The 14,499-nt window shown below is 64.2% G+C and carries 10 protein-coding genes and 1 riboswitch; of the genes, 7 read left to right on the top strand and 3 right to left on the bottom strand.

Annotation, left to right across the window (positions count from 1 at the left end; all coding sequences use genetic code 11):
* The 4 genes from lon to HPY83_15890 form a co-directional block, all read left to right on the top strand.
* Positions 1 to 2,304, top strand: a 2,304-nt coding sequence (gene lon / locus HPY83_15905; GenBank protein ID NPV09430.1) for an endopeptidase La, incomplete at its 5' end; no start/stop codon positions are given.
* Complete coding sequence (locus HPY83_15900) at positions 2,291 to 4,012, top strand: transcriptional regulator (GenBank protein ID NPV09429.1); 1,722 nt, start codon at positions 2,291 to 2,293, stop codon at positions 4,010 to 4,012. The genes lon and HPY83_15900, both read left to right, overlap by 14 nt.
* 164 nt (positions 4,013 to 4,176) lie before the next feature.
* Positions 4,177 to 5,139 (top strand): hypothetical protein, encoded by a 963-nt coding sequence (locus HPY83_15895; protein ID NPV09428.1) that lies wholly within the window; start codon positions 4,177 to 4,179, stop codon positions 5,137 to 5,139.
* 44 nt (positions 5,140 to 5,183) lie between these two features.
* Positions 5,184 to 8,048: a response regulator gene (locus HPY83_15890; GenBank protein NPV09427.1), complete on the top strand. Its 2,865-nt coding sequence runs from the start codon at positions 5,184 to 5,186 to the stop codon at positions 8,046 to 8,048.
* 85 nt (positions 8,049 to 8,133) lie between these two features.
* Here the strand turns inward: HPY83_15890 and HPY83_15885 are convergent, their stop codons facing one another.
* On the bottom strand, positions 8,134 to 8,865 hold the full coding sequence (locus tag HPY83_15885) for a S1 RNA-binding domain-containing protein (GenBank protein NPV09426.1): 732 nt from the start codon (positions 8,863 to 8,865) through the stop codon (positions 8,134 to 8,136).
* A 750-nt stretch (positions 8,866 to 9,615) separates the two neighbouring features.
* Positions 9,616 to 9,798: riboswitch (FMN riboswitch) on the top strand.
* Positions 9,799 to 9,915: 117 nt separating this feature from the next.
* On the opposite strand from HPY83_15885, the gene HPY83_15880 reads away from it, so the two are divergent.
* The 3 genes from HPY83_15880 to HPY83_15870 are packed head-to-tail and all read left to right on the top strand — an operon-like array spanning position 9,916 to position 12,481.
* The gene (locus HPY83_15880) at positions 9,916 to 10,659 is read left to right on the top strand and encodes an ABC transporter permease (GenBank protein NPV09425.1); all 744 of its coding nucleotides are present in this window, start codon (positions 9,916 to 9,918) and stop codon (positions 10,657 to 10,659) included.
* A gap of 4 nt (positions 10,660 to 10,663) precedes the next feature.
* Positions 10,664 to 11,680, top strand: coding sequence for an ABC transporter substrate-binding protein (locus tag HPY83_15875; GenBank protein NPV09424.1), 1,017 nt, complete (start codon positions 10,664 to 10,666; stop codon positions 11,678 to 11,680).
* Positions 11,681 to 12,481 carry an ABC transporter ATP-binding protein gene (locus tag HPY83_15870; GenBank protein NPV09423.1) on the top strand — a complete coding sequence of 267 codons (801 nt, stop codon included), beginning with the start codon at positions 11,681 to 11,683 and terminating at the stop codon, positions 12,479 to 12,481.
* 34 nt (positions 12,482 to 12,515) lie between these two features.
* Here the strand turns inward: HPY83_15870 and HPY83_15865 are convergent, their stop codons facing one another.
* On the bottom strand, positions 12,516 to 13,289 hold the full coding sequence (locus tag HPY83_15865; protein NPV09422.1) for a CehA/McbA family metallohydrolase: 774 nt from the start codon (positions 13,287 to 13,289) through the stop codon (positions 12,516 to 12,518).
* Positions 13,290 to 13,373: 84 nt separating this feature from the next.
* A complete protein-coding gene (locus HPY83_15860; GenBank protein NPV09421.1) occupies positions 13,374 to 14,498 on the bottom strand; it encodes a hypothetical protein in 1,125 nt (374 codons plus the stop codon).
* Position 14,499: the final 1 nt, after the last annotated feature.

Below are 14,499 nucleotides of genomic sequence, written 5' to 3'. Positions count from 1 at the left end.
GGGGAGGGGGATGAAGAGAGGGGGCTGGCCGAGAACGACCTGTATCGCGTGGGAACGACCATCGTGGTGCATCGGATGGTGCGTCAGCCAGATGGCAGCCTGCGGCTGATGGTTCAGGCGTTGGAGCGATTCCGGATCGTCGAGTTCTTGAGCCTGGAACCGTACCCGAGGGCCCGGGTCGAGGCATTGCCCGAACAGGTAGAGGACGATGTGGAGACGAGGGCTCTGGCCCGCAACATCGTCTCTCAGTTCCAGCGCTTGGTGTCTATGGTGCCGTACTTGCCCGACGAGCTGTCGGTCGCGGCCATGAACCTGGATGATAATCGGCAGCTGGCCTACCTGGTGGCCACAAGCACCCAGATGCAGCCAGCCGAGGCCCAGGCTATCCTGGAGATGGACAGTGTCAAGGAGAAACTTCGCCGCCTGACCGAGGTGCTTAGTAGCGAGCTGGAGGTCCTTGAGCTAGGCCGCAAGATCCAGTCCGAGGCCATGTCGGAGATGGAGAAGACCCAGCGGGAGTACTTCCTGCGGCAGCAGCTGAAGGCCATTCAGCGCGAACTGGGGGAGACGGACGAGCAGACGGCGGAGGTTGCTCGTCTGCGGGAGCAGATTGAGAGGGCAGGCCTGCCAGAGGAGGCAAGGCGGGAAGCGGAGAGAGAGCTCGGGCGTCTAGCGACTCTGCCACCGGCAGCAGCCGAGTACGGTGTCATCCGCACCTACCTGGAATGGCTGGCTAGTTTGCCCTGGTCGGTGGTTACCGAAGACCGGCTGGACCTGGAGCATGCCCGGACTGTGCTGGACGAGGATCACTACGATCTGGACAAGATCAAGGAGCGGATCATCGAGTACCTAGCGGTCCGCAAGCTACGGGCGGAGCGTCGGCGGGAGGGAGAGGCAGAAGAGGAGAGACGAGACTACATCAGGCGGGAACGTGAGGGCGCCATACTGTGCTTCGTGGGACCCCCTGGGGTGGGCAAGACATCGCTGGGGCGTTCCATCGCTCGAGCCATGGGGCGCCAGTTCACCCGTACCTCTCTGGGTGGGCTGCACGACGAAGCGGAGATTCGCGGTCATCGGCGCACGTACATTGGGGCGATGCCGGGGCGCATCATCCAAGCCATACGGCGGGTGGGCACCCGGAACCCGGTCATGATGTTGGATGAGGTGGACAAGCTAGGGCGCGATTTCCGGGGCGACCCGGCCTCGGCGCTGCTGGAAGTGCTGGACCCGGAGCAGAACGTAGAGTTCCGGGACAACTACTTGGACGTGCCTTTCGATCTGTCGCAGGTCCTGTTCATCACCACCGCCAACCTGTTGGAGCCGATCCCGGAGCCGCTGCGAGACCGGATGGAGATCCTGGAGCTCGATGGGTACACGGAGGAGGAGAAGATCCAGATCGCGCGCCAGTATCTGGTAAGGCGGCAGATCGCTGAGAATGGGCTTCGGCCCGAAGAGCTGGACTTCACTGAGGCTGCTCTGCGGCGCATCGTGCGGCAGTATACGCGTGAGGCAGGGGTGCGTGAGCTGGAGCGAAGGATCGGCGCCATCGCCCGGCGGGTAGCAGTGCGCGCAGGCGCCGGAGAGCTAACCGGGCAGGTGCTGATCGAGGCAGAGGACGTCCCCGAGTATCTCGGCAAGCCAGTGTACTACCAGGAGGTAGCAGAGCGCACGCAGATCCCCGGCGTGGCCACGGGGCTGGTGATCACCGCGGCCGGAGGTGACATAACCTTTATCGAGGCGGCGCGCATGCCTGGCGAGGGGCGATTGACGCTCACGGGTCAGTTGGGGGAAGTGATGCGCGAGTCGGCGCAAGCGGCGCTGACTTACGTCCGGTCGCGAGCTCGCGACCTGGGGATAGACCAGGACTCCCTGCGCCAGAGCGACATTCACATACATGTGCCGGCTGGCGCCGTACCGAAAGACGGTCCGTCTGCGGGGATCACCATGACGGCCGCCCTGGTCTCCTTGTTTACGGGCAAGCCAGTCAGCAGCGACGTGGCGATGACCGGAGAGGTGACCCTACGGGGGCAGGTGCTGCCGGTGGGCGGCATCAAGCAGAAGGTGCTGGCGGCACACAGAGCCGGGCTGAGCACGGTGGTGCTGCCGGCGCGCAATGAGAGAGACTTAGATGACATTCCCGAGAGCGTACGTGACGACATGCGCTTCGTCCTGGTAGACCGGGTGGAAGACGCACTACGAACGGCGCTCTCACTTGAGGTTGAGACCGAGGAAGAGCCAGCCGGCACCACCGTGGCGGAAGGGTCTTCGGTGAGGTTTGAAGAAGGAGAGAATGGATTGGTATAGGTTTGATTTGCACGTGCACACCCCGGCCTCGGAATGCTACCGACAGGCCGAGGTGAGCTACCTCGATATCCTGAGGAAAGCAGAGGAGAAGAGGCTCGACATACTGGCCATCGCGGATCACAACACCGTGCGTGGCTACGCGGAATTGCTAAGCGAGATCCGGGACCTGGAGCTGCTGGAAAGCCTGGACCGGCTCCAGGGCCCGGAGAGGGACCACCTCCAGGAGTACCGACGCCTAATGCGCAAGATTCTGGTGCTTCCGGGGGTGGAGTTCACGGCTACCTTTGGGTTCCACATTCTGGGGATCTTCTCTAGAGAGACCACGGTCCGGGACCTGGAGCACCTGTTGCTGAACATGGGCGTGCCCTCCGCCCGGTTGGATGAGGGCACCGGAGAGGTGGGCGCGACGGTAGACGTGCTCACCGCCTACCGGATGCTGAGGGAGGCTGGCGGCATCGTCATTGCCGCGCATGCGAACTCCACGCATGGGGTGGCGCTGCAGGGGCTGAACTTCGGCGGCCAGACGAAGATTGCCTTCACCCAGGATCGGAACTTGCATGCGCTTGAGGTTACGGATCTCGAGAGCGGCCGTCGTCACCGCACTGCCGAGTTCTTCGATGGCTCGCGTCCTGAGTATCCCAGGCGCATGCACATAGTGCAGGGGTCCGACGCGCATCGGTTGGACGACGACCCTACCGACCGGTCGCAGTTTGGAGTCGGTGGGCGGGCCATGGAGGTGCTCCTGCCTGAAGTGAGTTTCGAGGCACTGAAGCAGGTGTTCGAGAGCGAGGACTTCGCCCGCATGCGGCCCTACCGGGCCGCGCGCGAGCCCTTCGACTACGTGCAGGCTGCTCGTGAGGCCGGCCCCAGCATCGTGCAATCGTTCCACGAGAGCATGAGCCGACGCGGGGGGAGGCTGCATGCCATCCTCCGCGACGTGGTGGCCTTCGCCAACACGAACGGCGGCACCACCTACGTGGGCGTCTCGGGCCGTCCTTCTGCTCCAGTGAAAGGGGTGGACCGGGTCGAGGAGGCGATGGCCACGCTGAAGGCCGACATCCAGCGCCGGATAACGCCGTCGCTGGAGGTGGCCATCACGCCCATGAAGACGAAGGGCAAGACCGTGCTTCGAGTGTCGGTGCCCAACGGGCCGTCCAAGCCGTACACGCTGGAGGGGAGCAAGATCTACGTGCGGCAGGAGACGGAGACCAGCCTGGCTGTACGGGACGAGATCGTGCAGATCATCTCCCGTCAGTCAGGTGAGGCCCAGGGCGGCGATGACAGCGGCAATGGTTCGGGCGCGCGCGAGGCGGCGTCGTTCCGAGTGGCCCCTCCGCGTACTGGCGTGGAGGTGGTGAGCACGGAGGAGCGCAAGGGGATCCGGTATCACGCTCTGCGAGACTTGCGCAATCGTAGCGTGGTGCGCGACGTGACCAAGGAGTCCGCTCGACGCCTGTGGCGCTATGCCATCAAGGAGCATGAGAAGGCGTCCCGGCAGCAGCCGCCCGTAAAGTGGGAGGGCGATCTGGGGCTGTGGAAGTCGTACAAGCGCGGTAACCGGACCAAGTACAACCTGACTCAGCTGGACGAATCGGGGGCGACTCACTACTATTACGGCGTCACCGAGGAAGGCTTACACGGAGAGTGGAAAGGGCTGGTGGGCAGTAACGGCGCCTCTCCCGCGGAAGAGACTGCCCCAGTGGAGTAGCCCAGAAGGCAACACCAGGGCCGGTGGCGGCCGGTGAGAAGACGGGCTGATCTGCCGGCCTGTATCACTCTGTATTCGGTGAGCAGGGGGCGAGCAGCGGGACGCCGGTTCTGGCCGACGGATGCTCCTGTGTGACCGGCCGAGTGATCAAGGAGGAGGCCGCATTGACGAGGCAGGAGGTGTGCGACCGCCTCCAAGAGGCGATCGAGCCCGTCTCTCCACTTCCCCGGGGCCGCCTCGGTCAGTTGGTCAGGCGGGCGTGGGGGCGAGCCATTACCCGTGACTTCCCGGTGTTGCTGCCCGTCTGGGCGGCCGAGGCTGTCGGCGGCGCAAGTCGCCTTACCCTTGATGTCGCTGCTGCTTGGTGTGGCCTCTACCTAGCAGCCAAGCTGTTGGATGACCTCCAGGACGGCGATCCCAGCATCCTGGGTTCCGCTGTCTCTACCCCCAGCATCCTGAACACGGCGACCAGCCTGGTGTTCGCCGCCCAGGGGTGCCTGGCTGGCTCTGGCGCTGATGGCCAGTCCTCCACTAGGGTCTCTCTGGCGGCCGAGTTCTACCGATACAGCCTCGAGGTAGCCGCAGGGCAGGAGTTGGGGATGCAGCCCCCGCCAGAGGGCGAGAAGGTGCTGCCCTGGGCGTGGGAAGTGCTGCAGAAGAAAGGCGCCCGTCCCTTCGCTCTTGCCTGTCGCGCTGGCGCGATCTCTGGGGGCGCGAGCGCGGAGGCAGTGGAGGTCCTGACGGAGCTGGGTCAGTGCATCGGCGAGACGGTGCAATTGATGGATGATGCACTGGGGCTACGAGCACGGGACGTGGGCGACATTCGCTCGGTGGCGCTCCCGCTGGCCTACGGTCTCTCCGTGGGCAACGAGGAAGAGGTGCAGTCTCTTACCTCTCTGGCCGCTGCGGCCGGCAATGGTGACTCCGAAGCCGCTGAGTCCCTGTGTCTGCTTCTGGAAGGCATGGGCGCCATGAGGTATCTGTCCATTCGGGCCTCGGCCGGGGCACTGCGCGCTCGCAGTCTGCTTTCCTCTTCTGTGCTGCTGTCATCGTCGCCCGGAGTGCGGGCGCTGGCCGGAGTGCTTGACCGGCTCGACCCGGCCGGGGGCGACACCCTCTGCGCCTGACCCGGCTCGCCATGTGGGGATACGTCCTCAGGCTCACTCGGGGTGTGGTACCCAGAACACTGGACTGGCTGGGTATCCTGGGTGCGCTGCCGGTGCTGGCAGTGGTGGCGCTTGGTCTGCAGCACCAGATCGAGTCCCCTTGGGATGGCATGCAGTGGATGGGGCCGCAGTTTGCCGTGGTACGAGTCGTCGAAGGCGGCCCTGCCCACAGCGCCGGCATCCGTATAGGAGACGAGGTCCTCGAGCTCAATGGTGTGCCGCCCGAGCAACGCTTCCCCCTCTACCCAGAGGAAGTGGGGGATCCAGTTGAGGTAACGGTTCGACGGCAGGGCGAGGTCACCACGATGACCATGCTGCTGGGCGCCCGCCCGGCGGGCGATCTCGTCCTCAAGCTCAGCAACCTAGGCACAGCCCTGCTCTTCTCAGTCTTGAGCCTGGCCTTCTCAGTGGGCGAGCGGCGTTCCCGGGCCGGGCTCTCGTTCACGCTCTTCTACCAACTCTTGGCGGGGGCCATTGCTTGTGGGTCCCTGTCCGGGGCCCAGCTGGGATGGGCCATTCGAGGCTTCGAGGCTTGTCTGGTCCTTCTGGTGCCGAGCGTCTTGTTCATCTCCTCCAGCTTCCCCCTATTCCGGGATGAGTTCTGGGTCAGAGCAGTGCGGTGGGCCTCCGTCGGCGTGGCGGCGATCCTGCTAGTGCCGGTGCTGCTCCTGCCGACTCCGGATCTGCTCGGCTCGGGATATGGGTACCTCGCCTATCAGGTCAGTCTCCTGGTGCTTCTGGGGTCGGCGGCCTTGGGCGTGTGCATCGTCTGGCAGTCCTTCCGGCGCACCGTTGACGCAAGCGCAAGATCCGCCACTCGAATCTCACTACTCGGGTTGGTCGTATCAGTTCTGCCTCTCTTTGGTCTCTACTTGATCCCCCGGTTCCTCATGGGCCGGGCGGTTGTGTCGGCCGAGATCTCTCTCCTGTTTCTCACCGTGTTGCCGTTGTACCACGGCTTCGCCATCACTCGGCGTCGCTTCTACGGGTTAGAGACGGTCCTCCCACCGGTGTCGGCCGCCGTCATCAGCGGTCTGGTGTTCGTCTCCACTATGCTATGCTGCGTGTGGGTGACCCGGCTGGCCTGGCCGGGCGGTGGGGAGAGCGCCATCATGGGGGGTATGGTGCTGGGAGCAGTGCTGCTGGCGGTGATGAACGTACCCGTCATCAGTGGGTCCCGGCGTCTGGTGCATCACGCCTTCTATGGCCAGGCATATGACTTCCAGTCCGTGGTGTCGGAGATGTCGCGCGACCTGACCCAGGCGGTGGGCCGGGACGAGTTGGGCGCGGTGGTGGTCCAGACTCTGTGTCGGCGGATGAACCTGGCAGGAGCCATGCTTCTGAGCACTCGCAAGGATGGCGGGCACCTGGCACTGGAGGCGAGCGCAGGCTGGGCCAACCCAGTGCTGGATGCTGGCGCCGGGCTGGACATGGATGGAGCCCTGGCTCGGAGCCTGGTGGACCATGGCTCGCCTCAGAGGAGAGAAGGGCTGCAGCAAAGACTGCAAGGCGTGGCTCTTGATCCGGTGGAGCGGCAGCTACTTGACGACGAGCGTCTAGCCCTCTGGGCTCCGGTGGTGGTCAAGGGGGCCCTGCGAGGCGTTGTCGTGCTGGGCCAGAAGCTCAAGGATGCCCTCTTCAGCCGAGAGGATCTGGAGATCGCTGCCACGCTGGCGGGGCAGATAGGGGTCAGCATGGAGAATGCCGACCTCTACGACCATCTGCGGGCAGAGATGCGCAAGCTTCAGGAGATGCAGGACCAGCTAGTCCAAGCCGAGAAGCTGTCGGCGGTGGGCGAGTTGGTGAGTGGTGTGGCGCATGAACTGAACAACCCTCTGACTGCGGTCATCGGCTACGCTGAGCTTCTGCGCTCCGAGCTCGCCGATGAGCAGACGCGCAAGGACGTGGAGAACATACTGCGCTCGGCCGAGCGCTCCCGCCGCATCGTGCGCAACCTGCTCACGTTCGCTAGAAGGCAGCGCACTGAGAGGCGCATGGTGGATGTGAACGAGATCATCCGCCAGACCATCGAGATACAGGCTTACCAGCTTCGGGTGGACAACATCACGGTAGAGACGCAGCTCGAGCCCGATCTGCCCTTCACGGCAGCGGATAGCTCTCAGCTCCAGCAAGTGTTCTTGAACGTGATCATGAACGCGCACCAAGCCATCAGGAGCATCAGGGATCGAGGCAAGATCACGGTCACCAGTCGGCTAGCTCGGCCCGATGTGATCCGGATATCCATAGAGGACGATGGTCCGGGCGTGGCACCAGAGATCGCCGGGCGGATATTCGATCCCTTCTTCACCACGAAAGAGGTCGGCGTCGGCACGGGTCTGGGGCTGTCCATCTGCTACGGCATCGTCAGTGGGCACGGGGGACGCATCTGGGTGGACAGCCCCCCGGGTGGCGGAGCCACCTTCATAATCGAGCTTCCGGTGCAGAAGGTTGTCGCCTCGGTGGATAAGCCGGCGGAGCCCCCGCCCGAGATCTACGCCGGCACGCGGGTGCTGGTGGTGGAGGACGAGGTGGCGGTGGCCGCCGTTCTCCACCGATTGCTCACCAAGAAGGGATGTCAGGTGGAATCAGTGGGGAGCGCGGTGGAGGCTCTGCAGCGGCTGGAGTCGGGCCGCTACGACGTGATCATCTCAGACATCAGGATGCCCGGCATGAGCGGCATCGCTCTGTGGGAACAGCTGCGCACCGAGCGGCCTGAGCAGGCTTCGAAGGTGATCTTTGTCACCGGAGACATGGCCAGCGTTGACACCAGCGAGTTTCTTCGCAGCGCCGGTCAACCGGTGTTGCCGAAGCCATTCGGCGCCGACGAACTGGCGCGGGCCATGGCAGACATACAGGTCAAGAGGGGTTGAGCCGCCGGCGGGGGTGAAGTAAAGCCAGAGCGGCGCTCGGCATAGAGCGCCGCCACACTGTCTGTCGAACCGCTGCTGGGGCTGCCTATCTGCGGTAGCGCAGGGTACGGAGGAAGAGGTCGTCCCGCTCCTCACCCTTGGGCATGCCTCGCTCGCGCTGACGGCGCTTGCGCTTGGGGGGTCGGCTCCGCCGCCCTCCGTCGTCCTCCGAGAAGGCCTCCTTCCAGGCAGCCTCCATCGGGGTGAGAAGGGGCCGGTCATCGCGGGCGCTCTGGAACCGAGTCACCGGTTCGGGAGTGGCGGCCTTGAGGCTCAGGCTCACCTGGCCCTTCTCCCGGTCTACCGCTAGGATCTTGACCTCCACCTCCTCGCCGACCTGAACTACGTCCGCAGGGTCCTCGACGCGAGTGTGAGCGAGCTCACTGATGTGGATGAGGCCATCCTTTTCGGCACCGATGTCCACGAAGGCACCGAACTTAGTGAGGCGAACGATCTTGCCCGTGATCATGCTGCCGGGCTCAAGGGAGGCAATGGGGTTGGTGGGCGGCTTGGTGCGGGTGACGAGCAAGCGCTTCCGCTCGCGATCAACTTCACTCAGCCACACGGTGACCTCGTCACCTTCCTGGAGCCTGGGCCCCCGCGCTGCCTTGGGGCCGGTGATCTCGGAGATGTGCAGGAGAGCAGGATACCCACCGACGTTGAGGATGGCCCCGATCTTGCTGATCTTGACAATCCTGCCAGCTACTTCATCACCTGGCTGTAATGTCTCAAGATCAATGGGCGCTACGTCGTGGCTTCTGGACGTTTGTGCTTCCACTTAGAGAGAAACCCCCGCCGAATGCGTACTTAGCGCGCGATTGGTTGCGTTCATCTGCACTAGTTTACCAGCAAGGGATAGCTCGGGCAAGTCGAGCAGGGGAGAAAAGGCAGTTCCCTGGCCGCGCTTGGGTCGAACCGTAGGAGCGCACGGCGGCAAGTCATCGCCGCTGGGACATCCGCGAGCCGCGGCACAAGCCTTCCTTCACTGACGCAGGAGTTCACCATCGGGACGCTGAGTGTGCTCAGGGGGCAGTCGCACTGGGTGGAGGGACGCAGGTGGCTTCTTCGCCGGCTCTCCGAACAGGTGCGGGGGAAAGGGATGACACTCAAGTCCCACTTGGGGAGCCAGCGCTCCCAGGCGTGGCGGACACGTGGGCGCGGGCAGCACCCGACCAGAGCCGCAAGGGGATTGGGTGGGCGCTGGCCTTTCTGGTGTGAGAACAGCGGCGGCCCCGAGCGCCTTGCCGGTCGAAATCGGTGTCCCCGGTGTTGAGCTGTTGCCTTCTGACAGCCTGTCAGATGTAGGTCTACGTCAGAGCCGAGCCAGCGTTGGGCGAGCTGCCACCTGGCGCGGGCCAGGAACCACCACCGGCCAGCCAGCAGGCATGCAACACAGGCGACGCCGTGTCCGATAGCGCCCAGCCTGGCTCCGGTAGTCATCTCTGGTGGCCTGCCACAGAACTCTGGGAAATCCTTATGTCAGATGACGCGACGTTGACAGCGCTGCAGCGGCTTCCTATACTGGGGGCATGACCTTCGGGGCAGGGTGAGGCGGAGTGTCCGCCGATTCCCGACCGGCGGTGAGGCGCTAAGGCGCCAAGCCCGCGAGCGATTGCTGATCTGGTGCGGTTCCACAGGGGCGCGGCCCGGCCGTGCTCATAGAGAGCCTAGTCCAGAGCCGACGGTACAGTCCGGATGGGAGAAGGTCGGGCGATGTGCGACAGGCAACGTCGCACCCGGCTCACGCGCAGCCCCGCTGGTTAGGCGGGGCTGTATTCTTTGGCGCTTGTGGGAGTCAGATGTGAACGGGAACGGCAGGAGGGTGGCGGTGGCCCAGAGCGCGGCCACGATAGCAGTGGCCATCGGGCTTCTGGCTGCCTGGCAGGGCGTGGTGGTCCTAGGTGACTATCCTTCTTACATCGTCCCACGGCCGGCCGAGGTGCTCCGGAAGGCCATACTGGTGGTGGCCAACGGCAGTCTCTGGCTGCACGTCTGGGTCACAACACAGGAAGTTCTAGCAGGGTTGGCTCTGGGAGTGTCGGCCGCGCTGGTGGTGGGTTACCTCTTGGGCACATGGGAGTGGTGTGAGCGCGTGCTTAGCCCCTACATTGTGGCAGCCCAATCGGTCCCTACGGTGGCCTTGGCCCCTCTGCTGGTGATTTGGTTCGGATTCGGAGTGACCAGCAAGATCGCCGTGTGCGCCATGGTGGTGTTCTTCCCCATGATGGTGTCCACAATGGTCGGGCTGCGCTCGGTGCCGGAGGATCTGCGCGATCTGATGGCGGTGCTGAGGGCCAATCGCTGGCAGGTCTTCCTGAAGCTAGAAGTGCCGGCGGCGTTGCCGGTCCTCCTGGGAGGGCTGCGGATGGCGGTCACTCTGGCGGTGGTGGGCGCCGTGGTGGGGGAGTTCGTTGGTGCCGATCGCGGCCTGGGCTTCCTGGTCAACGCGGGAAAGGGCTTGTTCGACACGCCGCTCATGTTCGTGGCTCTGATGGTGCTCATGGCCATGGCGATGACGCTGTACGTGGCCGTGTTGGCGCTAGAGCGTAAGCTGCTTAGATGGAGGTACTAAGGGCATGAGAAGGTTGGCTGTGGCACTGCTGCTGGGTCTAGCGGCGCTGGTCCTGATGGGGGGGTGCGTTCCCTCCACTCAGTCGGCCCCCGTGCCGGTGAGTGAGGAGGCGGAGGTCCAGGAAGAGAGGGTCAAGATCGCCATGGGGTTCATCCCGAACGTCCAGTTCACACCCATGTACGTCGCTCTGGAGAAGGGATACTTCTCGGAGGAAAAGCTGGTGGTGGAGCTGGACTACGGAATGGAAGCCGACATCATCGGCCTGTTGGGCGCAGGGGAGCTGCAGTTTGCCATCGGGAGCGGCGACCAGGTGATACTGGCCCGATCGCGCGGAGTGCCTGTGGTGTACGTCTACGACTGGTACAACCGCTTCCCGGTATCCGTGGTGTCCCTCAAGGAGAAGGGAATTGAGAAGCCCGAGGATCTTCGGGGCAAGACGATCGGCATCTCGCACCTCCACGGGGCGTCCTACGTGGGCTGGCGGGCCCTGGCCGAGGCAGCTGGGTTGGCCGAGACGGACGTTACCCTGGTCGCCATCGGCTACACGCAGGTGGCGGCGCTGACCTCGGGCCAGGTGGATGCCGCCGTCTGCTACTACATGAATGAGCCGGTGCAGTTGGAGCAGAGCGGCGTCGAGGTGAATCAGATACTGGTAGCCGACTACGCCGCGTCTTTGCCATCCAACGGGATACTCACCAACGAGGCTACCATCGCCGAGCGACCCGATCTGGTGGAACGGCTGCTGCGAGCCTTCGATAGGGGACTGCGCTACACGTTGGACCATCCGGACGAAGCCTTCGCCATCGCCGAGAGGGCGGTTCCGGAGATCAGCGGTAACCGCGAGATCCAGCGAGCGGTATTGGATGCCGCTCTGGAGCTGTGGCGGACCGACGAGCCGGGCATATCGGACCAGCAGTCTTGGGACGAGGCAAGTGCCATTATGCTGCGCGCCGGGCTCATTGACTCCCCGGTGGAGTCAGCGCAGGCGTGCACTAACCGGTTCGTGCCAGGAGGGCAGTAGTTGCCCCAGCTGGCACTCAGGCTGAGAAACGTTACCTACACCTACAGCCCGGGCGAGCGGCCGCTGGAAGCGCTGATCGGGGTGGACCTCGATGTGGCGTCTGGTGAGTTTGTGACCTTGGTCGGTCCGTCGGGCTGTGGAAAGACCACCCTGTTGCGGTTGGTGGCAGGCCTAGCACGTCCGACAGGTGGCATCATTGAAATACCGGCGGACGGGCATGCGGGGATCGGCTTCGTGTTTCAGAGCGGTGCTCTGATGCCCTGGCGCACCGTGAGAGGGAACATCCGTCTGCCCTTGGAGCTGGCAGGGCTGGGGAGCGAGGAGAGCCACAGACAGGTAGACCGGATGATCGAGCTTGTCGGCCTCGGCGGCTTTGAGTCAGCGTACCCGAGAGAGCTGTCGGGTGGGATGCAGCAGAGGGTGGCGCTGGCCCGCGCCTTGGTAAGTCAGCCGGCCCTGCTTTTGCTGGATGAACCCTTTGTCGCCCTGGATGCCTTCTCTCGGGAGCGCATGAATGACGAGCTGCAGAGGATCTGGCTAGCCAGCGCCACTACCGTCATCATGGTGACTCACAGCATTGAGGAGGCGGTGTTCCTCTCCGATCGGGTGGTCGTTCTCTCCCATCGTCCTGGGCGAGTGAAGGGGGTATTCCCAGTGCCGTTCGAGCGGCCTCGGCTGAGCCAAGCGCGATACTCGCCGGAGTTCACCGCTCTGGCGGCCCGCATCCGCCGGGCGGTGGATGCGGGAGCCTACGGCGAGGAAGCGGGGCTGCAGGCCAAGGTGCAGGTGGGGCGCTCGTGAGAGCGCCCCAGCGATATCGCGGTCTGGCCCCCGGCTAGAGGAACCGGGAGACGCCGCTTCTGGCCGCGAGGGCCACAACGCCTACCGCAGCGCCGCAGAGCCCAAGGGCGTACGTAGCTGCCACCCCGGCGTACCTTAGCTCCCGCCTTCCGAAGAGCTCAGCATACTGACGCAGAGACCAGGGCTGGCCAACCGGCACCGTGGTGCGTTCCAGGATGGCCTGGCGCAGGTCTTCTGGGGTATGGCCAGGGAACAGAGTGACGCCCAAGCCAATGGTGTTGGCACTGTGTGAATCGCTGCCGGCCACCTTGGCGGCGCTGGTGCGGGTGACAAGCTGCTGGGCGCGAAGGTTGGCGCTGGGACGCGGCAGGCAGGCGTTGAATACCTCCATTGCGTCGTAGTCGAGCGCGATCACCTGCTCTTCAGTCAGTCTCTTCCGCCACGGATTCAAAGCTCCGAACGATATGGGGTCGTAGGGATGCGCCAGGACGGCGATGCCGCCCTGATCGTGGACCGCTGCGATGGTCTCAGCCAGGCCCCTCCCCGGGGCGATGCGCTCCTTCAGAAACAGGGCCAGAAGATGTCCGTGATGAGTAGACACCTCCTCGCCCACTATGACGCCCAGACCGAACTGCGGGGCGAGTTCAACGGCACGTAGTGCGCTATCCACGCGGTTATGGTCGGTAACGGCGACCACGTCCAGCCCAGCGATGCTGGCCGCTTCCAACACGTCTCGCACGGTCGACACACCATCACTGGCGTTGGTGTGGACGTGCAGGTCCGCTTTGCCCGTCGCTATCCTCCTCATGGTCGGTGACACTGCAAAGAAGAGGGGCCTCTCCGCGAGGCCCCTTCCCCCGTGTATGTTCATTGTAAACGTATTAGCCCAGGTTCACAAGAAAACGGAGCTACCCCGTGGCACGGGAACGCCCTCGGTGGTCGGCTGCCACCGACACGCGCGCGGGACGAGCGGGACCTCAAAGGCCAGTCGCGACAGAAGGTAAGCCAGAGTGGACTCGGCTCCCTGATTGCCGTTGACTCGGTCAGGATGGAGGCCGTCGAAACAGCCTCCGCTGGTGGGGTCGTAGAGAGGGCGACCGAGACGGTTGGCGCCGAGGAACCAACTGAAGGCGTTGAAGCCATGTTCCAGGTAGATGTCGTCGCCGGTGACCTGATGGGCCGAGACGCAGGCCTGCACCATCGCTTGTGCCTCTATCGGTTGCTGGTCGAAGACGGCACGGGGGCCGCCCCGGGGGTACCAACCATCCTGCCCGATGACATCCAGCATATCGCCCTCGAAGTACACACCGAGAAGGAATGCCAGACTCTCCAGTGCAATCTCGAAATAGCGGTTCTCACCCAGGCTGACATAGGCGTTGAGTAGGCCTTCGCAGAGTTTGGGGTTGTCGTAGGCCAGGATGTTCTCGAACCAGAGCCAATCGGGCTCGGCGGTGACCTCCCAGAGGCGAACCAGGTTGTCGGCAAAGCGGGCCATGAGATCTCGCACGCGGCCCTCTTGGTAGCCTACTTGGCAGGCCCAGCTTAGGCCCAAGAGGCACAGCGCCTGGCCCCTCGGTGATCTCACGCGATCTAGCCCAGGGAGGGCACACTCAAGGAGGAGCTCGGCCGAACGGCTCATGCCGCTCTGGGGAGAGGTTGCCAAAGCGTAACCCAGAGCCCAGACCGCCCGGCCTTGGCAGTCATCTGAGCCGACCTCGTCCATCCAGGTCCGGTCGTAGGCCATGAAGTTGTGGAACAGCCCGTCGGGCCGCTGAGCGTAGCGCAGGAAGGAAAGATAGCGCCACACCAGGTCGTGGCTTTCCTCTGAGCCGGTCGCCAGGGAATACTGCAGGGCTACGATGAGTGCGCGGGCGTTGTCGTCGGTGGTGTAGCCGTGCAGCGGATCGGGTGAAGTATAGAAGGCGTGCTGGAGCATGCCGGTGGTGTCGGTCATGCGCTGGAGATGGTCAAGTCGCAGGGCCGGGAGCCCGCTACGTGCCAGTTCGTGCTGGGACATT

The organism is Anaerolineae bacterium, from assembly GCA_013178015.1.
In the GTDB taxonomy this organism is placed as follows: domain Bacteria; phylum Chloroflexota; class Anaerolineae; order DRVO01; family DRVO01; genus Ch71.
The sequence above is the reverse complement of the archived record's forward strand: the minus strand, read 5'-3'. Positions and strand labels throughout refer to the sequence as shown.